Source organism: Sphingomonas sp. R86521, assembly GCF_042466235.1.
Taxonomy (GTDB): Bacteria; Pseudomonadota; Alphaproteobacteria; order Sphingomonadales; family Sphingomonadaceae; genus Sphingomonas.
Window position 1 is genome coordinate 1,236,137 of record NZ_JAXHBY010000001.1, and the last position, 23,339, is coordinate 1,259,475.

A 23,339-nucleotide genomic window follows, 5' to 3' on the forward strand; every position below is an offset into this window, starting at 1 on the left:
GTCGAAAGGACAAGACATGGCAACAGCATTCCTCCGCGCTCCGGCCAGCCGCCCGCTCGTCCAGGTCGAGCACGTCAGTCATCGCTATGGCCGCGGCGATGGCGGCGCGCCGGTGCTCGACGACGTCAGCCTGACTCTGCATGAGGACGAGGTGGTCGGGCTGCTCGGTCGCTCGGGCTCGGGCAAGTCGACGTTGCTGCGCTCGATCGCCGGGCTGATCCGGCCGGACGAGGGCCGCGTGCACTTCGCCGACGTGCCGGATGGGCCTGCGCACACGATCAGCATGGTCTTCCAGACCTTCGCGCTGTTTCCATGGCTGACCGTGCTCCAGAACGTCGAGCTTGGCCTAGAGGCGCAGCGCGTTCCGGCGGACGAGCGCCGCACCCGCGCGCTGGCGGCGATCGACCTGATCGGCCTCGACGGGTTCGAGAACGCCTATCCCAAGGAACTGTCGGGTGGGATGCGCCAGCGCGTCGGGCTGGCGCGCGCGATCGTCGTCAATCCGTCGCTGTTGTTGATGGACGAACCCTTCTCCGCGCTCGACGTGCTGACCGCCGAGACCTTGCGCACCGACCTGCTCGATTTGTGGGCGGAAGGGCGGATGCCGATCAAATCGATCCTGATCGTCACGCACAATATCGAGGAGGCGGTGCTGATGTGCGATCGTATCCTCGTCTTCTCGTCCAACCCCGGCCGCGTCGCCGCCGAGATCGTGGTCGACCTGCCGCAACCTCGCGACCGGCTCGATCCCGCCTTCCGCAAGCTGGTCGACGACATCTACGCGCAGATGACCGCGCGCGCGCCCGCCGAGCCGGTCCGCGACGGGCTGTTCCCCGGCACCGGCATCCAGATGGTATTGCCGCGCGTCTCGACCAACGCGCTCGCCGGGCTGATCGAGGAAGTCGACGCCAGCCCGTTCGACGGCCGCGCGGCGATGGCGGATCTCGCCGACCAGCTCCAGCTGGAGGTCGACGATCTGTTCCCGATGGCGGAGACGCTCCAGTTGCTGCGGTTCGCCGAGTTGCAAGGCGCCGACATCCTGCTGACGCCGGCCGCGCGGCGCTATGCGCAGGCCGATGTCGACGCGCGCAAGGCGCTGTTCGCGCAGGCTTTGCTCGCACACGTCCCGCTCGCGCAGCACATCCGCCGCATCCTCGACGAGCGTAGCGGGCATGTCGCTCCCGCCCGCCGGTTCCGCGACGAGCTCGAGGATCACATGTCGGAAGATTACGCCGACGAGACGTTGCGGACGGTGACGCATTGGGGCCGCTATGCCGAGGTGTTCGCGTATGACGAGGATGCGGACCGGTTCAGCCTGGACGATGCCGTGTGATCCGGCGCTGCCTCACGCTGGTGCTGCTCGGGACCGCTGCCCCGGCTTATGCGCAGGACGAACGGCCGACCGGCTATCCACGCTCGGCAAACGAGCGATCCGACAAGCCGGTCACGCTGTCCGCGGTGTATGTCGCGGACATCCGCAGCAACGTATCGGGCGGGATCGCCCGCGGTACCCGCTACCTTGACAATCTCGATCTACAGGTCGCGATCGACGCGGATCGCCTGGTCGGATGGCACTGCGCGCGGCTGTTCCTGTACGGCCTCTACGACAATGGAGCCTCGCTATCCAGTGATCTGGTCGGCGACGCCCAGGGCGTGTCCAACATCGAGACCGGCGTTCGGGCGGCGCGGTTGTTCGAGGCATGGGTCGAACAGGACGTCGGCCGCAACGCCTCGGTGAAGGTCGGCCTGTACAACCTCAACTCCGAGTTCGACACGACGCAGAGCGGCGGGCTGTTCCTGGTGTCCGCACACGGCATCGGTCCGGAGTTCGCGCAGGCGGGCCGGCGCGGGCCGTCGATCTTCCCGGTGACGTCGCTGGCGGTCCGCGGCGAGGTGAAGCTCGGCGAGCATTGGCTGGGGCGGGTCGCGGTGCTCGACGGTGTCCCCGGCGATCCGGCCCATCCCGCGCGCACCGCGGTCAAGCTGTCGTCCACCGACGGCGCGCTGGTGGTGAGCGAGGTCGACTATCTCAGTCATGGCACGAAGGCCGCGATCGGGGTCTGGGGCTACACCGCCCGCTTCGACGATGTCGGTACGTCGGATCCGGCGGCAGCCCGGCGCGGGAACAAGGGGGCGTATGTGTTCGCCGAGCATCGCCTGGTCGGCTCCCGCGCCGACGATGCGCATGGCCTTGCCGGGTGGCTGCGGTTCGGTGTCGCCGACACCCGGTTCAATCGGATCGGACGCTATATCGGCGGGGGACTGGTCCATACCGGCACCGCACCGGGCCGCCCCGACGATCAGGTCGGCCTATCCGTCGCAGCCGCCGGGTTCGGCGCTCGCTATCGCCGGGACCATTCGGCGCTCGACCGCGATCGCGACAGGCAAGAGGTGGTGGTCGAAACCGTCTACAATGCGGTGGTGACGCCGTGGCTGAGCGTACAGCCCGACCTGCAATATGTGGTGAACCCGGGAGGCGACGCGCTACGCAAGGACGCCGTCGTTACCGGGCTTCGCATCAAGATAGGGCGTTGAGCTTCACCATGAAGCAGGCCGCTGTTCTATAGGAAAGAGGTGGTGGACGCACTTGGGCTCGAACCAAGGACCCGCTGATTAAGAGGCCCACATAAAAAATAATAGGTGCTATTAATCAAAGGGTTAAGCGTGAAGGGCTGCTAGAAAAATGCCTGCTTTTCAGGGGAGCTTTCCGCTTAGTAGCTTGGCTGTTGCTGCGCCGTGCCCCCGAGTCGCTCTGCGCGGGTAGAGTTAGGCTTTACTAGATTGCGCCAAGGGCGGCGCGCCATATTCTAAAAGTTGAGCCTTAATAGCGGCTACGTGATCTGAAGCTAAGTCACGCTAACCTTTGACGAAAAGTTCTTTTCAACCAACAATAAAGCCCGTTGCTACGTTGTTGCTGGAGGATGGGTTGTCGTTCAAATCTCTGACTGACGCACAGGTCAGGTCCTTGCCTCCGATGGCTGAGATGTACCGCGTAAGGGATGCCGAAGCTAAGGGGCTCGGCGTCTCGGTGTACCCCTCCGGCCGGAAAGTATGGAACTGGAAGGGAAGGACGCCAGACGGGGTCAAGACGTTCACGCTTGGCAGTCATCCCGCCTACACGGTGGCGGTCGCTCGGGAGTTCGCATCGGCGATTATGCTGGAAAAGGAGAGGGGGAACGACCCCGTCCTGCGTGGGAGTGACCTGCCTCATCAGCCGGCCATCGTTGCCACGAAGACAATGGATTGGGCGTTAGACAAGTACATGGCACAGGAGGGAGGGCAGAAAAAATCTGCTGCTGAGAAGTGGCGTATTTATCGCAAGGACATCCAGCCTATTCTTGGAGACAAGTCCATCTACAAAATTAGGTATGATGACCTCGCAACGATCGTGTTGAAAAAGTCCGAAACCGCGCCCGTCATGTCGAACAATATCGTCGCACTCATTAAGCGATTCTTTCGGTGGTGCGTAACAAAAGGCCGGGTAACTACGAGGCTAGAGGTCGATCCGTCACAGCATGTGGTAAAGCTAGAAAAGGCTAAGGAGGGAGATCGGTTCCTTTCTGACTTCGAATTATCCATTCTAGTTTCCATTCTCAAAGCAAGCAGTTCAAGGCTTACCGAACCCTCGATATTCATCTTGCTTACCGGCTGTCGCCGCTCTGAGGCATTCGAGGCCCGCTGGTCAGAATTTGACTTTGCGAAGGGGACTTGGACCTTGCCGTCGGAGCGGAGCAAGAACGGTGATGAGCTTGTTCTGCCACTCTCCTCGCAGGCAATCCGTCTCCTCGCCGACCGCCGAAGGTTCGCGGGTAACTACGAGTACGTGTGGCCCGGTCGCAACGGCCCTGAGCGTCCTCTTAGCGGGTACAGCAAATCAGTATCTGGAATGCGCGACCTGATGTCCCGGATCGCGGCTCGTGATCGCAGGACCGTTGCCCCTTGGTCCCTTCACGATCTTCGGCGCAGCGTGGCGACAGGAATGACCGGCCTCCTCGATGAGAACTTTCGGCCGCTAATCATCACAGAAGTCGTCGAGCGCATTTTAAACCATAAACAAGTGGGCATTCGTCGCATCTACAACCGATGGGAGTATTTTGCAGAGAAGAAACACGCGCTTCAATTGTGGGCTGATCACCTCGACAGCCTTGTTCTGCCTCCAGTGTGATCGTCTTTCTATTCTTCTATATGCTTGGTTTATGCTCAGAATGTTCACATATAGTTCGGCCAGCGAAAACTTGTATTATCAGATTTCGACGTGAAAGACATAAATCAGTTCAAAACTGGCGGAGCTTTAGAAATTGTTCACCTGGCAGTAGCTCGAACTGGCGGCTGTACGCGTGCGAAGACTTCATCGTACAAAGTCACTTCTCCCGGCATCGCAAGGGTAACAGCTAGACCAAAAGTTATAGGATCATCGACCGCAGCGCCCTGATCAGGATCGCGTTGCACAATAAGCGGCACAGTCATATCAGCCGTCACAATCGGGGCATCGCTTCCTTCCCAGCAACGCGAGAAAATCGTTCCGCGGTTGGTCTGATTTTCATCAGGCTGCGAGCCATGGCCGGCGACGCCCAAATCGCCAATTACAGCAGGTTTTAGAACCTTGAGGCGGCACGTGCGATAGCTTTTGCGGCCCGGCGATACTGGCGTGAACCATGCGAGGGTGACTGACAGGCTATGCGGCCGGGCTTTGCCGCCCATTACCAACGGAACAGGCACAGCGACGGTGAGACTGCTATCGCGTGGCAGAGTACCTGTTGCGAAGAATGTAGCGCGATCCGACGCACACGCGACAGCCTCGTCGGCATCAACACACCCGAATCCTACAAATCGACGAATATTGTCCTTTTGTTTGCTTGCTTGACCGCGTCCCCATGGACCGATTGTCGCCTTGATCAATTCGGCCACGTCGCGCGGCCAGCGCGCTGGATGGACGATCAGCGCCTTCAATAGGGTAGCGCGTTCGAGCGCCGGCAACGCGAGAAACGGATCACCATATGCTAGCTCCAGTGCATCATGGATGCGGTGACAGGTTCGCGACGCAAGCGCTGCGGCTGCGCTTGTTCCGTTTGTGTAACCATCTTGGTTCTCGCGGCCGCCCGCCGGTGGCGCTGCAACCTTGAGACCAGCACCGCGCGAAGCTCGGCCGAGTCGCACTTCGATATGGTCATGGTTGCGTACGACCTGCATATGCTCGCGTGCGCCGGGTAGTAGGATGTCGGGCTTCACCGATCGCGCGAAGCCTGGCCCCAGCGCGCTCGAAGGATTGGCTGTGTCGTGTGCGGGATAAGGATCAATAAAAACACGCGCGAGAGCGCGATCCGCGTCGGACACAGCATCTTTGTTCCACGCACCGACCGTCACACCGTTTACCGTTTCGGCCGGCGAGAACATGCGGCGGTCGCCAATGACAGCCTGCAGCGCGCTGATCATCGACGTCGCACGGTGGTCGCTATTTGCCCGCTCGTATGCCAGTCCAGTCGGATAGGCCGGGACGGCTATATCGCTCGACGCGTTGCCGGCGCTTACGACGAACAAAAGGCCAAAGCGGGCTGACAATCGATCGAGCAGACGCGCCCACGGCGAAAGTTGGCCGTGAAATGGCCGAACCCGATTTCCAAGCGAAAGATTGACGATCAGGATGTTTGGCCGGTTTTCGCGCAAGCGCATGATGGCCAGATAGATGAGGTCGACCACCAGTCTGTTGGCGGGGAAGTCATCATTGTTCCCCATCACCGGCAAGACGTGAATCTGACGTGGTAGTGCTTCTGCGTTCTCGTTCCGATCACCATGGATAATCAGGGACGCCATGGCTGTGCCGTGTGATCGGCTCGCGACCAGCGCGCCGGGCTCTAGGTCAAACGGGTCGTCAAGATCGATATGGCGCGCAAGCAGCCTATGCGCAGCAACGGGGACGCCGTCCAACAACGCCAGAATGGGTTCGCCAAGGGCGCGCTCGTCAGATGCTTTAGCTGGCGCTTCGCTAGCATCCGCAATTTCAATTTCAGTCGGAGCGCTTTGGGGGCGGATGTGTAGCACCGGTTCCAAGCCAGCGACGCCATCGACGCGGCGCGCAATGATTTCCCTGACGACAACGACGGGAAGATCAACGAGCAGCGCGTGGTAGCTGATGTCCGCGATACGAGCTTGCGATATTACCGCGCCGCCGCGGCCAACAATTGCGGCGCGAACATTGGCTTCTTGCTCTGCCGCAGTGGCATCACGTTCGCGGAAGACGAGTTCGACTTTTAGTCGTATCAATGCCGCATCGTCAAAACCGTCGATTGCCGTCTCAAGAAATGACGCATCGCTGGCGTGAACGCGATCCAGTGGCCCCCATGGCCGAAGATCGCGGAGCAAATCGAATACGGCAGCCCACGGAGTCTCCCCGCGCACCAGTTGGCCGGCTTGCCATCGGCGCCACAGGGACTCGAGATTGCGAAGCGCAACCATGTCAGGCACCAGCAAATAGGCGAAAGGCTGCTTGTCCCCGTCATCGCCCTCGAGTTCTTCTTCGTCGATCAACTCAAGGCCGGCGACATTGCGAACAGCGTTCGCAAAAGCGTTGATCGAGCCGCGAACTTCAAAGACCAACAGTCGTTCGGGCGCGAGACCGGCGGGGTCAGCACGAAGCTCCAAGGCGTTAGCGCCGCGCGCAAGCACTTCGGCTAAGCGTGCGAACCTTGGTCCGAAAGTGTCAGTCTGACGGGCTCTTGGGAAGCTGTCTGGCGCCGGAACATAGGCAGGGCGACCGAGCTGGCGCGGCTGTTCAGCTTGAGGCGTCAGCCTCAAGAGCGGTTTCGTGGGGTCGCTGGGCATGAAGTGACTCGGGTGTTACCCGCGCCGTCCAAAGTTCGAGTTCCGCGCGCAACGCATCATCTACCGATACCTCCCCCAAGCCCAATATTTGGCGCCTTCGCACGTTTTGACAGAAGTCGAGCGCCTCAGCATAGCTGACCGCTCCCAATCTGGTTGCAATCCTGCCTGCACTCATCTTGGGCGCGTCTGGCCAATCAGACAAGACGCGATCGAGAAACACGGTCACGTCCCGCTTTTGTGGGGCTGGCATTGCCAAGCGCATCTGAAAACGCCGCCAGACGGCGCGATCAAGTAGCTCGCCGTGATTGGTCGCCGCGATCACAACGACGTAGCTCGGCAACTGGTCAAGCTGCATCAATAGGAACGATACCACGCGCTTGATCTCGCCCGTCTCGTGCGTGTCGCCGCGCTCCTTGCCGATCGCGTCGAACTCGTCGAAGAAAAGGACGCTGGGTGTCGTGCGTACATAATCGAATAGCTTACGCAGGCGTGCGTTAGTCTCGCCGAGATAGCTTCCAATGAGAGCATCGTAGCGCACCACGAAAAAGGGTAGGCCAAGTCCCTCGGCAACCGCTTCCGCGAAGGACGTCTTGCCATTCCCCGGCGGCCCCGACAGCAGTACGCGATGGCGGGGCTCAAAACCGCTCGCACGCAACACATCGGCGCGTTGATGCTCTTCGATGATTTGGCGGCCGCTCTGCTGGGCTGGCAATGGAAGCATCAGATCATCAAGGCGTAGGCGCGCGGTTACCTCTAAGATCGTCTCCCGACCGCTGGTCGGATTAAGCTGCGAGGACGTGGACGTAAGCGCGGGCGGCGTCACGGGCACTGCCGACAAGGCACGCTGCAAGCGATCGGCGACGATATAATGCTTTTTAGCTCGCTCATCTGCAACGAGCGCCTCGGTAGCCGAACGCACGGTTTCCCGATCGCCCGTTGCACTGGCACGAACAAGACTGACGAGAATATCGCTACGTGCCATGACCGCCTTGAATTGTCCCTCGCGTCACGCCCATGCGTAACGCTTCAACGTACCGTATCCGAAGACGAAAGCGCCTTCGCAATAGCCATAATACGTTAGGTCGCATCTTAACCACGCCGAGCCGAATCAGGATCGCGTCGGGACACTCTACGCTACCATAGGGCAGGGCGTAAACGCGGTTGTCGGCGACATTAACTGATCAAACAGCGACTAAAGAATTTACCCAAGCCAGCGTTCCTACTGACCCGGTCATAGGCTGGCTTAAAACCAACCGATCCAATCCTGTAGCTGCGTTGTAGCTTACGCCCGAGTGGACCGGGAGCCTCACTTCAAATTTTCGAGGTAAGCCTCTGTAAAATATGGTGGACGCACTTGGGCTCGAACCAAGGACCCGCTGATTAAGAGTTCAGCGCTTTGGTGTAAATGACTGAGAACCTGAGGCAATCATGGTTCGCGGAGCACTGTTTTCACGACATCTAGGTAGACCTGAGCCGCTCAGAGAGAGCGCGTTTTCGGTGCTCAGGCCGGTACTCGTGGAGACATAGAATGGCAGTCGTGAACTTGACGGAGGCGCGTATCAGGGACCTCGCCCTCGGGTCGGGCATCCATCGGGACGAGCAGGTAAAGGGGCTGATGGTAGTCTGCCACCAGTCGACCCGCACCTATGCGGTTCAGGGGGACGTACGGCGGAACGGGCGGCACGTCCGGACGGTGCGGGTGAAGATCGACCGGTGCGACCGCATCGGCCTCCGGGAAGCCCGCAACCGCGCCAAGGCGCTGATGAGCCAGATCCAGTCCGGCGTGGACCCCACGGCCGGTCCCGCAGAAAGCGGCATCACGCTCAAGCAGGCACTGGACGCCCACCTCTCCGAGAAGACCTACAGCCCGCGTACGGTCGAGGGCTACCACTACCACCTGGACCACTACCTCACCCGCTTCCGAAACCGGGCCGTGACCGACATCACGCGGCAGGAGGTGCGGGACCTATTCGACGGGCTGAAGAAGCAACGCGGCGAGACGACGGCGGCAAGCACCATGCGGACGCTACGGGCGACGATCAACACTGCCATGAGGATGGATGAGACAATCGGCAGCAATCCGGTCGCGGCGCTTCGAGTTCCCTCGCCGAAGCGCCGTGAGGTCAACGCGCTCGACCTAAAGGCATGGTGGATCGAGGTGGAGAAGCTGACGGCAATTCGTCGCGACCTTCACATCGCGATGTTGCTCACTGGCGCCCGCCGATCGTCGATCGTGCAAGTCCGACGTGATGATATCGATTTTGAGACGGGCATTCTCAGATTCCGCCATATGAAGACGGGCGGGCAGATGCTGTTCCCATTAGGCTCACGGCTAGCCGAAATGTTGCTGACCCGGATCACCGAGGACGAGCCTCTGAACAGTCCTTGGTTATGGCCTTCCGCGACGAGCGCGTGCGGGCACGTTGTCGAGCCGAAGGAGGACGGTCTTCCGAGTCCTCACGAATATCGGCACCACGCGCGCACCCTGTATATTGCGAGCGGGGTTCCCTACGCTGAGAGTGCGCTCTTGCTAGGGCAAAAGCTACCTGGAGCTTCCGGCGGCTACGTCCACGCCGAACATCTCGTCGAGCACCTGCGGCAGCATTCGCAAGCGTTGGAAAATAGAATTATTGCGGATAGAGGGTAGTCAACTAAACGGGGGGATAGAGACGTGGCGACTAAAGCCTACCATCGGTTTTCAAATCGCATAGCTTATTACAATTCCGATATTGAGCTATGTGATGCACTCGTCGAGAAGTTCATAACGATACCAAACTCTGAAGACAGTGTAGCGGTTGCACTTGGCTCAGACGAGCAGCGATATCCCCATCTGTCTAGACGCGTGAATGTTCGCGACTCCAGAAATATTGTCGGACAGCACCTTAAGGCGACACTGCATGCAGCGTTCATAAAGGATCTGTTTGAAGACTTTTCCGAATTCATTTCGGGAACAATGACGAAGGCGGCGCTAGCAGGCATCGATCCAGCTAGGTTTGTTGGAGAGATAAAGTTGGATTTGCACGCCTCTGAGATATTGGCGGCGGGAAACTGGGATGCGGCGGTCCGATTGGTATCAGATGCAATTTTCAGAAAGCTGGAGAACGAACGGAATACAAAGGATTTACTAAAGAAAGCGAGCGCTCGCTTGGGCCTAGACTTGGATGCTACCTTGGTGGCAGGAGCAATGCCCTATTTGGATGCTCGGCATATTCTAGTTCATCGTGATGGAAAGGCGGACCCTCTGTATCGAAGTGATTATCCGCTTATCCCGCTTCGGAACGATAAGATCGTCGTGAACCGTGATTTTGTCGAGAGTGCACGGAACGCGGTGGATGCTCTAGCCCGGCACATTGATGACCGGATTATTCAAGCGAACTTGGTCCGCAATCAGGACATGAGTGGCCAGCAGTAAGCCTGAAATAAATCGTGAAACGTTGATACGTCTTTAAGTCGACCTGAGTTAATGAGGTGGAGCGCGTAGAGGGATCTCTTCAATGAGCCACGTGCAGCGGCGCCGGCCTGCCCCTGTTTGATCGAGAAAAGTTCGGCAATCCCCTCCCAAAGGAGATTGCTCATGCAATCCGAATCGATCGAAATGATCGAGGACGCAATGCGACGCGTCCTCGACAACCATAAGCGGAGTCCGTGGTTCGACAGCGATGCCGCGGCCGAATACCTCAGCTGCACGCCGGGGACGCTAAAGACGTGGCGCTCGCGCGGCGAAGGTCCACGCTACCATGTCATCCAGACCAAGCTTGTTCGCTATCACATCGAAGCGCTCGACGCGTTCGTGCGTGGGGGGGGCGTGCGATGAGTTATCGGGAGGGTGACGGGCGCGCCGATGGGATCGGCGACGCGCCCGTCGAGGAAGCGCATGGAATGGGCAGCTCCAAGAAGAACGATGTGCCTCTGGCTCACCACGAAGTACCCTTGAACAAGCCCCAGCTTTTGGAGGACTACCGACACACTGGGCATGAGCTGATCCGCCTGCACCATCCGCGGGACCGCGATCAAGAGGGCCGGCCGATTGGCAAGGCACCCTACAAGGGGTGGCGCCAGGACGTGCACCTGACCGTCGACGAGGCCGCCGCCCACATGGCCGAGGGCGGCAACGTGGGCGTGCGGCTGCGGCCGTGCGACCTGGTGGTCGACGTCGACCCCCGCAACTTCCTCGAGGGCGACGACCCCTACCGGCGCCTGCAGGACGACCTGGGCGTCGACTTCACCGACTACCCCCGGGTCATCACCGGCTCGGGCGGATACCACGTCTACATGCTCAAGCCCGAGCACGAGCTGCTCAGGGACAGTCTGGAGGCCTACCAGGGCGTCGAGTTCAAGACGCTCGGGCGCCAGGTCGTCTCGGCTGGCTCGGTGCACCCGGACGCGCTCAGGCCGTACGAGTGGGACCCCGACCCCCTCGCCGTGACACTGGCCGAGGTCAGGGACGCCCCGGCCTCGCTCGTCGAGCTGACGCGGCGGCCTGAGCGGATCGCCGCGGCCGACGCGGGCGACGTCAGCCCGGAGAAGCTCAGCGAGATGCTGGAGGGCCTCGACGCCCGCATGTTCTCGGACCACGCCAAGTGGCTCGCGCTGATGATGGCCTGCCACCATGCTACTGCCGGTGAGGGCCGCGACGAGTTCCTCGGGTGGTCGACGACGGACCCCGAGTACCAGGATCAGGCGTGGTCGATCGGGCGCCGTTGGGACAGCCTTCACGCCGATCAGGACGGCCGCCGCGTCACGCAGCGCACGCTATTCAAGGCGCTCATCGATGCAGGCAGGCAGGACCTTATCCCTCGACACACCGCCGAGGAGGACTTCGCCGACGATCTGCCAGCCTACGAAGGCGTTCAGTCGCGCTCACAGGCAAGCGCTGAGCTGGAAGAGGTGAACGCGACACACTTCACTGTCCTAACGGCAGGGAAGTACCTAGTCGGTAGGGAGGGGGTTTGCCCGTTCCAGGGTCACACCTCCGTTGAGTGGTTCCCCGACGTCGCGGTCCAGAAGCACTTGGATAGCCGGTCGGTAGTGCTTCCGGATGGAGCACGGAAGCCGCTTGGGTCATGGTGGGTCAAGCACCCGCGCCGCCGCCAGTATGACGGCGTGATCTTTGACCCCGCCCCAGGAGCGGACCATCCGCGCCTGTACAACCTCTGGCGCGGTTGGAGCGTCGAGCCCGAGGCAGGCGACTGGTCTCTGATGAAGCGCCTCATGAGCGACGTGTTGTGCGGCGGCGATCACGCCAACCTCGACTACGTGCTGAAGTGGGCGGCGTTCATGGTGCAGCACCCGAACGCGCCGGCCGAGGTGGCGCTAGTGTTCAAGGGACAGAAGGGCGTGGGGAAGGGGACGTTTGCCCGAGCGTTGAAGGATCTCGCCGGGCAGCACGGGCGCCAGGTCGCGCAGGCGGACCATTTCACCGGCAGGTTCAATGACCATCTGAACGACACCATTCTGCTGTTCGTCGACGAGGGACTCTGGGCGGGCGACCGCAAGGCTGAGGGCGCCCTGAAGAACCTGATCACCGAGCCGACCCTTTCGTTCGAGGGTAAGAACAAGCCTATCGTGAGCGGCCCCAACCGGTTGCACGTTGTCATCGCATCCAACGAGGACTGGGTGATACCCGCTTCCCCTGACGAGCGCCGGTTCGCCGTCTTCGAGGCCGACGGGGTCGCTCGTGCTGCGCTTCCCGCGGGCTTCTTCGAGGAACTCAACCGGCAGATGAGGGAAGGCGGAGCAGCGGCGATGCTCCACGAACTCCAGCACATCGACATCGCAGACTGGCACCCGCGCTCGCACGTGCCCGCCACCCGGGCGCTGACGCAGCAGAAGGTTCAGGGCTTCCGCAACGACCCGATCGCCTTCTGGTGGCACCGGGCCCTGGAGGACGGCGACCTCTCGGGCGGCCTCGGAGTAGCCGGATGGCCGGAGGGCTTCGACGTGGACAGCGCAGCAAAGGACGGCTTTGTCGCAGCGCTGGAAGCACAGGCGCGGGCTATGGGGAGGCGCGCGGAGTTCACCAAGCACGCAGTCGCGCGCTTCCTCTCGCGGGTTGGCATCGACGTGACCGCTCGGGACCGCAGGGGCGGCAAGGTCTGGCGCGTCCCGCCTCTTGCAGCCGCCCGTCAATGCTTCGAGACCCTTGTTGGCGGGCAGGTCGACTGGGACTGAGCATCGAACCGACTAGGCAAGATAAGTCAGGGACGTCGGGCCATCGGTCCGGCGCCCTTCTGACACTTACAGCTTGGACGATTGACGCTTTCGCGACCCAAAAACCAAGCCAGTTCAGCAGCTTGTACACTTCTGACGCTTTTGACAGTCTTTCGAGCGAAATCCGCCGTGGCCAGGTGCCTTCTGCTGATTGGGATCGGCGGCGCGGCGGGGTGCCTGACTATATTCTAAATTTACAATCTAATTATCAAAGTGTCAGAAGTGTCAGAAGTGTACAAAGCTATGCGAAACAAGGCTTTTCCTTTGACGGTTCTGACGCTTGTGGCTCATTTCCTGACGGCGCGGTAGCGCTTGAGGCCACTTAGCCCTTGGTGAGCACGCGCCTGGCGGGAAGCCTAGGTGGGCGGCGCGGCTTCGGGCGCGATTGAGCCACCTCCTCGGATCGTTGGTCAGCAAAAGCGCGGTTCACGCGGCACAAAACGCGCGCGCGCAGGCGATCCGAAAGCAGGCCCTCTGATCGTCGATCGGTGGGTGCCGTGTCGGGTTGCCGAACCGGATCAAGGACTTAGGCATGGAAGACGAACACGAGCACCGAGCCGAGCACAGCGCGCCGCCCTCCCTAGCCATCAAGCGGGGGCCTGGACAGCCGAAGTACGTCCTCCCGGAGCGATCCGTGCCCAAGGTCATCGCGGCGATACGGCAGGGCAAGTCGGAGGTGTCGATCGCCCGCGCCCTGGGCGTCAACTACCGCACCTGGGGACGACTGAAGACCGAAGACGAGCGGATCGCCTCCGCGTTCGGCGAGGCCCGCAAGTTCGAGGAGGAGGAGCTGGTCGGGCTGCTGATGGACAAGGCGCGCGCCGGCGACACGACATCCATCATCTTCGCCCTCAAGGGCCGCCATGGCTACCGCGACCAAGGCGCACCGCAGGGCGGAACCGAGCAGCGCGTGAACGTCACGATCAACCTGCCGGGCGCGCAGGCAAGCGTGGACGACTACATGCGGACCGTCGACGGGGTGCGGGCATGACCGAGGAGCTGGCACCGACTCCCTATCAATCCCGCGCGCTCAGCGTCCCGGAGACCGTGGACCTGTTCCTCGGCGGCGGGCGCGGCGGCGGCAAGTCCCACTGCAAGGCGCTGCTGATCCTACGCCACGTCGAGCAGTACAGGGAGAAGGCCCGCGTGCTGTACGTTCGGCGGACCTACAAGGGGCTGGCCGACTTCGAACTGGTGCTCCGCTCGCTCTTCTCGGCGGCCTACGGGTCTGCCGCGTCGTACAACGCCACCGAGCACGTCTTCCGACTGCCGTACGGCTACGTCGAGCTAGCCCAGGTCGATACGCCGGGCGCCTACGATAAGGTGCAGGGTCGTTCCTTCACCCTCATCATGGTGGACGAGCTGACTCAGTGGGCCGATCCGCTGTCGATCGACATGCTGCGGTCGAACCTGCGCGGCCCGAAGGATGTGCCGCTGCGCACCGTTTACGCGGGCAACCCCGGTGGCGTCGGGCACCATTGGGTTGCCTCCCGTTACGTCCTTCCGGGCCGTGCGTGGGTGCCCTTCCGCACCGAGGCCGGGGGCCTGTGCGTCCACGCGCCGAGCACGTACCTCGACAACCCCCACCTAGACACTGACGACTACTGCCGCCAGCTCCGGGCGGCATGTGCCGGGGATGACGAGCTGTTCCGGGCCTGGACGGAGGGCGACTGGTCTGTGGCGCGCGGCGCTTTCTTCGCGGGGTGCCTCTCTCCCGAGCGGTGCGCCGTTGACCCGTGGCGCCAGGTGCCGATGGGATGGGAGGCATTCATCGCCCACGACTTTGGGACGGCATCGCCCTCCGCGACATACGTCATGACGCGCTCCCCTGGCGCGATCGGACTGGACGGGCGATATTATCCGCGTGGCTCCATCGTGGTGTTGGACGAACTGGCCACCGCGCGCCCGAACCGGCCTAGCGAGGGACTCGGCTGGACCGTTCCGCGGCTAGCGGAGGGGATCAAGGAGATGTGTGCCCGTTGGGGCGTGGAGCCAGACGGGGCGGCGGACGACGCGATCTTCGCCCGTGCTCGGGGCTACGCCGCTGCCACCATCGCAGATGAGTTCTCACAGCAGGGGGTTTCCTTCAGCCCGTGCGGCAAGGGCACCCGTAAGGCCGGGTGGCAGCGGATGCGGACCATGCTGTCGCAGGCTGGATCGCCTGACCTGCCTGGGCTCTATATCTCGCGCCTGTGCAACTACGCTTGGGATACGATGCCTACGATTCCCCGCGACCCCCGCGACGTTGAAGATTTGGACAGCGACGCTGCCGACCACGGAGCGGACGCGATCCGCTACGGCGTGGTGTGGGCACCTTCCCGGTTCACCTGCCGGAGCTTCTAAAGACGATGTACGATCGGCGTGGATGTGACTGGTAGGATTGCCGAAGCTGCGCGGCTAACTGGGCGACATTTGTTGGGGGCACTGCGGATGTCGATTCGAACTTGGCTTTTCGGTCTCTTGATCGTTGCGTTCGCTTGGGGATTGTACGCCGACTACTCGGTCGCGGTCGCAACTTTCTTCGCGGGCGCGAAAGCGTCGACGGTATCTGGGGCTGGCTCATGGGGAGACACGTTCGGTGCCTTTACAGCCCTTGTATCTACTGCGGGCACATTCTTGGTTGTTGCGACGCTGCGCCTTCAGCAAATCGCCCTCAGAGATCAGCAAGCCGCCTTCAGCGCGCAACTAGATGACACGCACAGGGAGCGTTTCGAGAGTTCGTTTTTTGAATTGCTTCGCTTGTTGCGCCAGTTGCGGGATGATCTAAGTTACTCATTCTCTAAAGAATACGTTAATATGTCCGTAAATAGCGCTTTGGCGCATGGGCGAACATCTTCAGCTCACTCGTATAAAACGGCACGGGGCTACCTGGCGATCAGAGCTGTTAGCATAGAAATCAGATTTTGGATTAGGGAACATGGAAAGGGCGACCTATCGAGAGAAGATCTCGGCGGAATCTATATGAAAAGGCTCCAAGACCGCGTTGAGGCATCATTTTCTCCGTACTTCAGGATGATTTACACAATTCTTGATCGACTACGCAGTGATACAAGGCTGACCGCCGAGGAAAAGTATCGCTACAGCAACCTACTCCGAAGTCATCTCACAAGTCAGGACATCGGGTTAATCGCTGTGAATTCGACTGCGCCCATCGCTAAAGATTTGTTCGACCTCTTAGTTGAATTCCGTATGTTGAAGTACCTTCCTCCCTCAAGCCTGGAGCGGCGGATTCGGAAAATCTTCCCGAGCGTAGCGTTCGAAGCTAGAACGTGAATCTCGCGTTTACCTAAACGTTGGTCGATTCCGCGCTCGTGTTCCTCGACAGGCTCCCTGGTACGCAATCAGCGTGCTTTCATCGAGGAGCATGGAAATGGGCAAGATCATCGCGAGGGACGTGCGGGTAGTCAGCTTCACCCGTGACGACGTCAAGACGGTGGGGCGGACGATGCATGGTTTGGATCGGGAGCAGATCGACGCCTGCGCCACCGCCGTCGCAGCGGCCCGCAACGCTCACGTGATGTGCGGGCCGGGTCTTAAGGCGCTCACGGCCATGATGGCCGGGGTGCCCGAGGCGCTTGCGACCGCTTGGGCGAAGCAGCACCTCAAGAGCCCGTCTCGCCGAAACGTCAGCTAGCGGCAGTAGTCGACCACGGATGATGGTCTGCGCCGCGCCGCGACTGAGGCATTCAGTTCCGGTGCGGCTCATCAACTGGATGAGCCCTCCGCGTTGGCGGGAACGATTAGCGGCTGCGCCGCGCCAGATCCGACCCTCAGGCGACGCGCGATGCTGAACCGGTAGAGGAGAACGAAAATGGCAATTAAGAAGGCAAGCCTTGGCACGAGCTGGGCGTCCGAGACGGACGTGATCGCACGGCTGACGCAAGCAAAGAGCAACCGGGAGGCGCAGATGCGCCTGATCCGCTCGCTCGAAGACAAGGTCGAGGGACGCAGGGCCGAACTGGCCCGGTCCCTCGCCGACCTCCCAGAGACCCACCGCATTGCGACAGTTCAGAAGGCGCTCGCAGGCTTCCGCAACGAGCTGAAGCGCGAGACGGCGGACAATCGGCTGACCATGGTTCGAGAAGCCGGGCGGCACATGACTGCGGCCGGAGCGATTAAGCCGCACTATACATCTCCCGTGCAGGTACTGATGCGGCGCGACCTTGGGTCCGAGCGCCGCAGCCGGCTCGTGCAGCAGATTGCGAATTCCGGTCCAGCTGAACTTGCTTCGTTTGCTGAGCTGGCGGCGGCGACCAAGGATCACGAACTCGCCGCGGCCCTGTGCTCGCGCGTTGGCGAGATGGATGTGGCGAGTAGGCCGTTTGCGGCCAGTGAACTCGCCGAGGCGCTGGTGGGCGAGCAGTTCCGGCGCGTCTCTCAGGCGCTGCTAGAAATGGAGCGGATCGCGGAGGAGGCCGCGCACGACGACACGGCTTTCGAGCATGGTGCCCGCAATCCTTACCGCGACATCAACGCCGCGCTGATGCGTCAAGCCGAACAGACTGCCGGCAATGACCCCTATTCCGACGACGAGGAGGACTGAGCATGGATGCTTATGACGAGGAAGGAAACTTTCTAACCCCGCGCCGTCGATACTGCGCGATCCGTGAGGCGCTCGCTGGAGAGCAGATCGTCACGCCTTTGGAAGCATTCATCCTCTGCGGCGGGGATCCGGACGACTTCGATGAGGGGGCGAGGCACAGGGTAGAGGCGGATCTTCAGGTGCTCCGGTACGAGCCACGCACCATCGCGATGGGGGTGTACGGGAAGCCGAAGCCTATGTGGGTCCGTGATGATCCGTGGAACGAGGACGAGGCATGGCGCGACGACCCGGACGAAGAAGACGCGGGAACGGAACGCGCGCCGCTACGGTGAAGAGGATTGCACCGTCGTTGTCGCCTGTCGGGTGAGGGCGGCGGCGCCTCTTCAGCCCGCTGACGCCGTGCGCATCGCAAATGGCGACGAGCTTAACCTGACCGGCTCGGATAGTTTCGTCTGAGGCTGGCGAGGAGCGCTACGCACAGCTCGTCCCGTAACGGGGACTTAGCCACCGGTATGTCGCTCCCGACAAGAAATCCGCCGAAGTGATCGCGCCGATGCTCTAGGAACAGAGCGACCCAGAGCTCTAGCGCCGAACCCCGCCACGCGCCGATTGTCTCGGCCTCCGCTCTGGCTTTTTCCAGGTATTCGGCAGGGTCGCCAAGCCCGGCTACCTCGGCGAGCACGTACCCATCGATCGCGTGAGCGAGGTCGTCTGAGTTCTCATAGGTCAGGCGCTCGGGCAACGTGAGAGCGCCAAGCTCCACGTTGCGACTAGCTAGGTGGACGCGGAGCAGTCGGCCGTGGTCTGCTCCGAACATCGCTTCTGCGACCTCCTCGATCGTATCCATCCGCGTAAATCTTCCCATCGGGACCCGCCTGAGCGCCAGCCGCTCGCCCTTCAGTCCCACCGCGTTCGCTCGGCTGTGCCGCGCCGCAGATCCGGCGGGGATCGCAAGGGGCTTGCCGGGCGCTCCGCCCAGCCAGTGAAAAGGCCCGACCGCTAGCGTTTCTGGATCAGCCTTGAACCAGACCACGCATCCACCCGGCTTCTCCGCCAAGGCCAAGTTCACATCTACGCTCGCGCGCTTGCCGCCGACGCGAGTGGCCTTGAGCTGGATGTGGCGGAGGATGCCCCGCGCCTCGACCACAACGTCATAGCCGTTGGCATCGAACTCCGACCGAAGCACCTCGAAGGGCGTCTCGAACTCGATCAGGAGCACCTTAGAGAGCTCGGTGAGGAAGACACGCTCCAGCACCTTCTCTCGGAGCACCGAGTGCTCTGCGGCCCATAGATCGAACATGGAGCCGACCCTGCCGTGACATTCTGCCGTGTCAACGGAATAGAGACTATAGTCCCTAGAGCCGAGCCGCCGGCGCGCGTCCAGTCTGTAAGATGAATTGGAACGAGATCGTCGCGGCCAACGTCCGCCGGCTGCGGGGCGAGCGGAAGCTCACCCAGGAGCAGCTTGCGCACGACGTCGAGATCGATCTGACATATTTGGGCGGCATCGAACGGGGGCGTCGTAATCCGTCAGTCGCGGTCGTAGGGCGATTGGCGGCCGCATTAGCAGTTCACCCAAGCGCGCTGTTTGATGATCAGCGCTGAGGCAAGGTTTGCTCATCGCAAAATCGCTTCGCGCCTGATGCGAACGCCGCGATCATTGAGCCGGATGACGTATTCCCCTTTTCCGCTCCTTCAGCCGTCTGCGATGCTGTGCATGGTGACCGGTGCCTTGAGGAGCCCGCATCTGGCGCCTCAACCGGCTGACCAGAAGCCGCGCAATTATAACCGACTATAGCGATCCTACTTGGTTCAGCGCTTAGCCCTTGAAATCCAAGGACGTCAGTGCGAGCTTCTCGATAGGGAGAAGTTCGTGCGCAGACTAGCAAAACAAGACCGAGAAGATGATTACGGAAGCCGCCGTGACTACCAGGAAATACAAGCGCATCCTAGTACGCGCATGTCTGCGTCGGGCGGCATTACCTCTCTGTCTTGGCAATGCGAGGTATCCGCGGGCGCAGAGAACGAGCGCAGCTGGGGCGTCGGCGCGTATGTTCGAGCGCCCGATTCCGTAGAGTTGGCGTTAACCGCACAGGTCGACGGTCAAATCTTCGCAGATGCGCGCTATCACATCGGTAACGGATGGATGCGGGTCGGACGCGCATTCGAAGCATCGTCTGGTTCGCTTGACGTCACAATTAGTTTTTCCAAGCCGTTGGAGTATATTGACGTCTGGGGCCTCGCTGCTGGAAAAATCGTTTTTCCTGACAGTGGGGCTGGAGTGGTTCCGTCTTTAACGGAACTGAACAAATCTCACCTGCTCCCCGAAACCTTGTATCTAACTCATTCAGCAATATTGCCGGAAGGCCTCTCAGGAGCTGAACACGTTTCTGAGGGCTCGCTAATAGAGTTGAAGAAGTGCTCGTATTGTGGCCGCCACCTGCCCACTGGACCAGGTACGGCCGGCCGTCTCGGCTTCCATAAACACAATGCGAAGCTCAGTGGCCACCAAAATGAATGCAGAGCGTGCAAAAAATGGAGAATCAACAACTCGTTCAACCCACTCCGTACAAGCGACCAGCTAAACGAGAGCTCGGTAATAAATCGAGAACGGCGCCTTCTTCTCAGAGAGCCGGAAATACTACAAAGAGTTAAGGAACGGCAAGGTCGGGGGCTAAAAAGCATCGTATGGGACCGGTTTGGCCGTGCATGCTTTTACTGCTCTAAACCGCTCACTTTGAAGGAAGTTGAGCTAGATCACACGCGACCTCTTTCCTATCTCTGGCCAATTGATGAGTACGCGACGTGCCTCTGTAGTGAGCATAACAACCACAAAAAAGATCGATTTCCGGTAGATTTTTACTCTGAGGCGCAGTTGATTCGTCTGTCTGAATTGACGGGTCTCGACCTTGCCGCATTGCAGACACGCTCCGTATGCGAGCCTGAGCTAATGCGAATTCAAAAGAACATTGTTGATTTCGCTCAGCGGGCAGATCCTCGGGCTTTTAACGCGATAGCTCGAAAAGTCGTCGAGTTACGACCCGATGTCGATCTATGGGCAGAACTTAAGGACGCAGACTTGCCAACGTTTCTTGCCCTCAAGCGCGCAGAAAGCATTAGGCCCAAGTCGATATCCGACGCATTTGTAGATGCCGAGCTAGAATCGCTCGAAGAGTAGTAGGATGTGGGAGCTTGTAGTTCCTTTGTCGCTAATCCCGTGCTTTTCTACATGGTCGACGGCTTCGATTACTGTTCCTTGATGCCGAAAATATGGGCGAGATAACTCAATGAGATGGGTCGCCATATCATAACCCTTCGAGCCGCCGACGTGAAGTATCACCGGTGAGCCGGACTTGGTAATCTCGGCGCAAGTTGCAAAAAACTCTTTATAGACTGAAAAGGTCTTACCCTGCTGACGTTCTAGAAATGATTTGCTTGTTTGGTGAAAATCGTTGGCGCCCCAACCGCAGAACCACATACGCAACCAATTGGGTCGATCAAATCGCATCCCGGGGAAGGGTGGCGAACACAAGACCGCGTCGACTGGAGCGTCAAGCAACTCGGGTAGACCTCTAAAATCCGAATGCCACGACTGACCTGGATTGAACTCGTTCGGCCGGTCGAGCTCTATCAAGCGCAACAGTCGCTTCTGAAGCCTCTCCACGACAGACCGGTATTCGAACTCACCGGTCGGGCTAAAAGGAGTAATTGGGTGCGATGTTCGAGAAAGCGCATACGGCCGATTTCCATGCAGAATGTGCAAAAGACAGGCTTTGATAAAATTCGACCCAGCCGAGAGGTCGCGGGCAGAGAAATACCGTTTTGCTTTAAGAACTTCCTGCAATGTCTCGGGGTGATAATAATCGGATACGGTCGCGTTTAGTCCGAACGCAGCACTGGCCGTATCATCGTCAGAAAGCTTTTCAAGCTCCAACGCCGACGTAAACTGCTCAAAGGCCGCCCAGAGCAACTCTGGCGTTGGTGGAGCGACTTTTGCACGAGCGACTGTTGAAGCAAACGGGCTAAGGTCCGTTGTGAAAGGCACCCGACCGAGCAATCCGGCTTCAAACGCGATGGTTCCAACGCCCCCGAGCGGGTCCACCACGCGATCACCGGGGGCTGTAAACTGCCGAACCATCCAATGCGCCAGGCTAGGCTTAAGCTTCCCTTGATAGGAGCAAAGTGAATGTAGCCCGTGCCCCCACGCGCGGCTGGCGTAAGGCCGGATGGTATGGGGAAGCGTTTGTTGAAAATCTTCCCCCTGCTGTTGTAGTCGCGAAGTAGTTTCAGTGAGCATGGATGAAAGTCAGTTCGACCTGCTTGAGTGGCGATTTGTCACGCGAATGGCGCCTTGCCAGTATCCGATTTTCCTTCACGGCAAAACCCGCGCTTGCAGCAACTTCAATTAGGAGTTCGTCTGTTGGAACATGAATACCGTAAAACTTAGAATCGCCAATATCGAGAACAAAAGAACCCTGCTCGGTCAGGTAGGACGCACAATTCTTAAATATCTCAAACATATCAGAGAAGTAGCCTCGGACTAGAGCCGGAATTCTCTGATCAGGGCTGACCCTGTCTAGATCACCGGCGACGCTCTCAACTGAGGGGTATTGAAACGTTGGAGGCCTACCCTTAACGACGTTACTGATACCGCAAACCATACAAATTTTGTTTAGTGAAGAAAGCTCTCTCTCATTTTCAATAAATCCAGCAAGCCACAGTTCAAGCTTCGTATTGCGAATATAGCTTGTTCCATTGAGATATGGTGGAGAGGTAAGGATGAGGCTCGCGCGATTGTGAAGTGCGGGGACGTATTCACGAGCATCATTAGAAACAAAGGCGGTTGGTGCATGGACGGTGCCGTCGGTTTGAATGTCTCTTTCAATATCTACGAGTTTTGCAAGTACGGCCTTTCTGACGTCCACAACTCGCGTGAGATATTCGTCAGGTCGCCGACGGCGGAGATCAGCACGGCGCGTCATATTCGAGCATGCAACGGTTACGGACATGACCGCGAGCAGCAGGAGGTCTTTGAAAGCCCTGTTGCCCCCAGAGTGAAACTCTACTCCGTCGCGGATGGTGATCAGCTCGCGAAGATCGTCCTCTTGGAAAAAGTCACGTCCGCTAAATGCTGCGTCGTACGCGTCCAAGTTCTGTCGGCTGGCCGCGCTCTCAAATTCTTTCGACATAACCCAGCGTCGGAAGCGTGCAACACACTTGGAAAATGCTGCAAAATCTCGTTTCGCCGTCGCCCTAGCGTTTACCTTGGTCTCGGCCACAAACCGCATAAACGGGTTCGCCTCCGAAAACGCGCTTTCTCGGCCAAGCTGAGAAGCAATCAGATTGACCGTCCCACTTCCACCGAACGGATCGTACACGATACCGTCGCCAACGTGGGACCGCACCAGATCCTCGATGTAGCCGGCGGCGAACCCCTCAACATAGGGATACCATCCGTGCACTGGGAGCGACTTGCTATCCCGAAATGTAAGGCCGAGCGCATCGTCGCCATCAAGGCCGGATGGGAAAAGAGACGGCTGACGAGTAGCCGTATTCGAAATCCCTGACATCGGTAATCCTCAGTGGTTTCGCCCGAATGTTGAGCTCGTCGACCGTAGCGAGGATGGAGCCCGATCGGAACGCCAGAATGAGCGCAGCTGCCGTATTCCTCGGCCGAAGTCGTCAGTATCTATCCGGTGCCCGGCCACTAACTTCTCGGTTCGAGAGTGAGAAGCCCACCCATAAGTAGCTCATACAGTTATGAAAA

Annotated in this window: 20 protein-coding genes; 15 read left to right on the top strand and 5 right to left on the bottom strand. The window is 60.0% G+C overall.

Features of this window, described 5'->3' with window-relative positions:
* Window positions 1-16 precede the first annotated feature (16 nt).
* The 3 genes from SJY20_RS05715 to SJY20_RS05725 all read left to right on the top strand — a co-directional run bounded on the left by SJY20_RS05715 (window position 17) and on the right by SJY20_RS05725 (window position 4,165).
* The gene (locus SJY20_RS05715; RefSeq protein ID WP_380785635.1) at window positions 17-1,333 is read left to right on the top strand and encodes an AAA-associated domain-containing protein; all 1,317 of its coding nucleotides are present in this window, start codon (window positions 17-19) and stop codon (window positions 1,331-1,333) included.
* Window positions 1,330-2,535 (top strand): carbohydrate porin, encoded by a 1,206-nt coding sequence (locus tag SJY20_RS05720; protein ID WP_380785636.1) that lies wholly within the window; start codon window positions 1,330-1,332, stop codon window positions 2,533-2,535. Before SJY20_RS05715 ends, SJY20_RS05720 begins: the two co-directional genes overlap by 4 nt.
* A 391-nt stretch (window positions 2,536-2,926) precedes the next feature.
* Window positions 2,927-4,165, top strand: coding sequence for a tyrosine-type recombinase/integrase (locus tag SJY20_RS05725; protein WP_380785637.1), 1,239 nt, complete (start codon window positions 2,927-2,929; stop codon window positions 4,163-4,165).
* A 137-nt stretch (window positions 4,166-4,302) separates the two neighbouring features.
* On the opposite strand, the gene SJY20_RS05730 is transcribed toward SJY20_RS05725, so the two are convergent.
* Window positions 4,303-6,639 carry a S8 family peptidase gene (locus tag SJY20_RS05730; protein WP_380785638.1) on the bottom strand — a complete coding sequence of 779 codons (2,337 nt, stop codon included), beginning with the start codon at window positions 6,637-6,639 and terminating at the stop codon, window positions 4,303-4,305.
* Window positions 6,640-6,769: 130 nt separating this feature from the next.
* Window positions 6,770-7,801: an AAA family ATPase gene (locus SJY20_RS05735; protein WP_380785639.1), complete on the bottom strand. Its 1,032-nt coding sequence runs from the start codon at window positions 7,799-7,801 to the stop codon at window positions 6,770-6,772.
* 546 nt (window positions 7,802-8,347) lie between these two features.
* Here SJY20_RS05735 and SJY20_RS05740 point away from each other — a divergent pair.
* The 10 genes from SJY20_RS05740 (at window position 8,348) to SJY20_RS05785 (ending at window position 17,904) form a co-directional block, all read left to right on the top strand.
* On the top strand, window positions 8,348-9,466 hold the full coding sequence (locus SJY20_RS05740) for a tyrosine-type recombinase/integrase (RefSeq protein ID WP_380785640.1): 1,119 nt from the start codon (window positions 8,348-8,350) through the stop codon (window positions 9,464-9,466).
* 24 nt (window positions 9,467-9,490) lie between these two features.
* The gene (locus tag SJY20_RS05745) at window positions 9,491-10,231 is read left to right on the top strand and encodes a hypothetical protein (RefSeq protein ID WP_380785641.1); all 741 of its coding nucleotides are present in this window, start codon (window positions 9,491-9,493) and stop codon (window positions 10,229-10,231) included.
* 162 nt (window positions 10,232-10,393) lie between these two features.
* Window positions 10,394-10,633 carry a helix-turn-helix domain-containing protein gene (locus SJY20_RS05750; RefSeq protein ID WP_380785642.1) on the top strand — a complete coding sequence of 80 codons (240 nt, stop codon included), beginning with the start codon at window positions 10,394-10,396 and terminating at the stop codon, window positions 10,631-10,633.
* On the top strand, window positions 10,630-12,990 hold the full coding sequence (locus SJY20_RS05755; protein WP_380785643.1) for a DUF5906 domain-containing protein: 2,361 nt from the start codon (window positions 10,630-10,632) through the stop codon (window positions 12,988-12,990). Before SJY20_RS05750 ends, SJY20_RS05755 begins: the two co-directional genes overlap by 4 nt.
* A gap of 571 nt (window positions 12,991-13,561) precedes the next feature.
* Window positions 13,562-14,020: a hypothetical protein gene (locus SJY20_RS05760; protein ID WP_380785644.1), complete on the top strand. Its 459-nt coding sequence runs from the start codon at window positions 13,562-13,564 to the stop codon at window positions 14,018-14,020.
* Entirely contained in the window at window positions 14,017-15,372 is a 1,356-nt protein-coding gene (locus tag SJY20_RS05765) for a phage terminase large subunit (protein ID WP_380785645.1), read from the top strand. The genes SJY20_RS05760 and SJY20_RS05765 overlap by 4 nt, the downstream gene beginning before the upstream one ends.
* A 72-nt stretch (window positions 15,373-15,444) precedes the next feature.
* On the top strand, window positions 15,445-16,302 hold the full coding sequence (locus tag SJY20_RS05770; protein WP_380785646.1) for a putative phage abortive infection protein: 858 nt from the start codon (window positions 15,445-15,447) through the stop codon (window positions 16,300-16,302).
* 97 nt (window positions 16,303-16,399) lie between these two features.
* Window positions 16,400-16,663, top strand: a complete 264-nt coding sequence (locus SJY20_RS05775) for a hypothetical protein (protein ID WP_380785647.1) — start codon at window positions 16,400-16,402, stop codon at window positions 16,661-16,663.
* A gap of 177 nt (window positions 16,664-16,840) precedes the next feature.
* Window positions 16,841-17,572 carry a hypothetical protein gene (locus SJY20_RS05780; protein ID WP_380785648.1) on the top strand — a complete coding sequence of 244 codons (732 nt, stop codon included), beginning with the start codon at window positions 16,841-16,843 and terminating at the stop codon, window positions 17,570-17,572.
* A gap of 2 nt (window positions 17,573-17,574) precedes the next feature.
* Window positions 17,575-17,904 carry a hypothetical protein gene (locus SJY20_RS05785; protein ID WP_380785649.1) on the top strand — a complete coding sequence of 110 codons (330 nt, stop codon included), beginning with the start codon at window positions 17,575-17,577 and terminating at the stop codon, window positions 17,902-17,904.
* A gap of 92 nt (window positions 17,905-17,996) precedes the next feature.
* On the opposite strand, the gene SJY20_RS05790 is transcribed toward SJY20_RS05785, so the two are convergent.
* Window positions 17,997-18,872 (bottom strand): hypothetical protein, encoded by an 876-nt coding sequence (locus SJY20_RS05790; protein WP_380785650.1) that lies wholly within the window; start codon window positions 18,870-18,872, stop codon window positions 17,997-17,999.
* A 92-nt stretch (window positions 18,873-18,964) separates the two neighbouring features.
* Between SJY20_RS05790 and SJY20_RS05795 the strand changes: the two genes are divergently transcribed.
* Both SJY20_RS05795 and SJY20_RS05800 read left to right on the top strand, forming a co-directional pair.
* Window positions 18,965-19,177, top strand: coding sequence for a helix-turn-helix domain-containing protein (locus tag SJY20_RS05795; protein ID WP_380785651.1), 213 nt, complete (start codon window positions 18,965-18,967; stop codon window positions 19,175-19,177).
* Between the two features lie 268 nt (window positions 19,178-19,445).
* A complete protein-coding gene (locus SJY20_RS05800) occupies window positions 19,446-20,750 on the top strand; it encodes an HNH endonuclease (RefSeq protein WP_380785652.1) in 1,305 nt (434 codons plus the stop codon).
* Here the strand turns inward: SJY20_RS05800 and SJY20_RS05805 are convergent.
* Window positions 20,730-21,869, bottom strand: a complete 1,140-nt coding sequence (locus tag SJY20_RS05805) for a hypothetical protein (protein WP_380785653.1) — start codon at window positions 21,867-21,869, stop codon at window positions 20,730-20,732. The genes SJY20_RS05800 and SJY20_RS05805 overlap by 21 nt on opposite strands.
* Window positions 21,859-23,142 carry a hypothetical protein gene (locus tag SJY20_RS05810; protein WP_380785654.1) on the bottom strand — a complete coding sequence of 428 codons (1,284 nt, stop codon included), beginning with the start codon at window positions 23,140-23,142 and terminating at the stop codon, window positions 21,859-21,861. The genes SJY20_RS05805 and SJY20_RS05810 overlap by 11 nt, the downstream gene beginning before the upstream one ends.
* Window positions 23,143-23,339 lie beyond the last annotated feature (197 nt).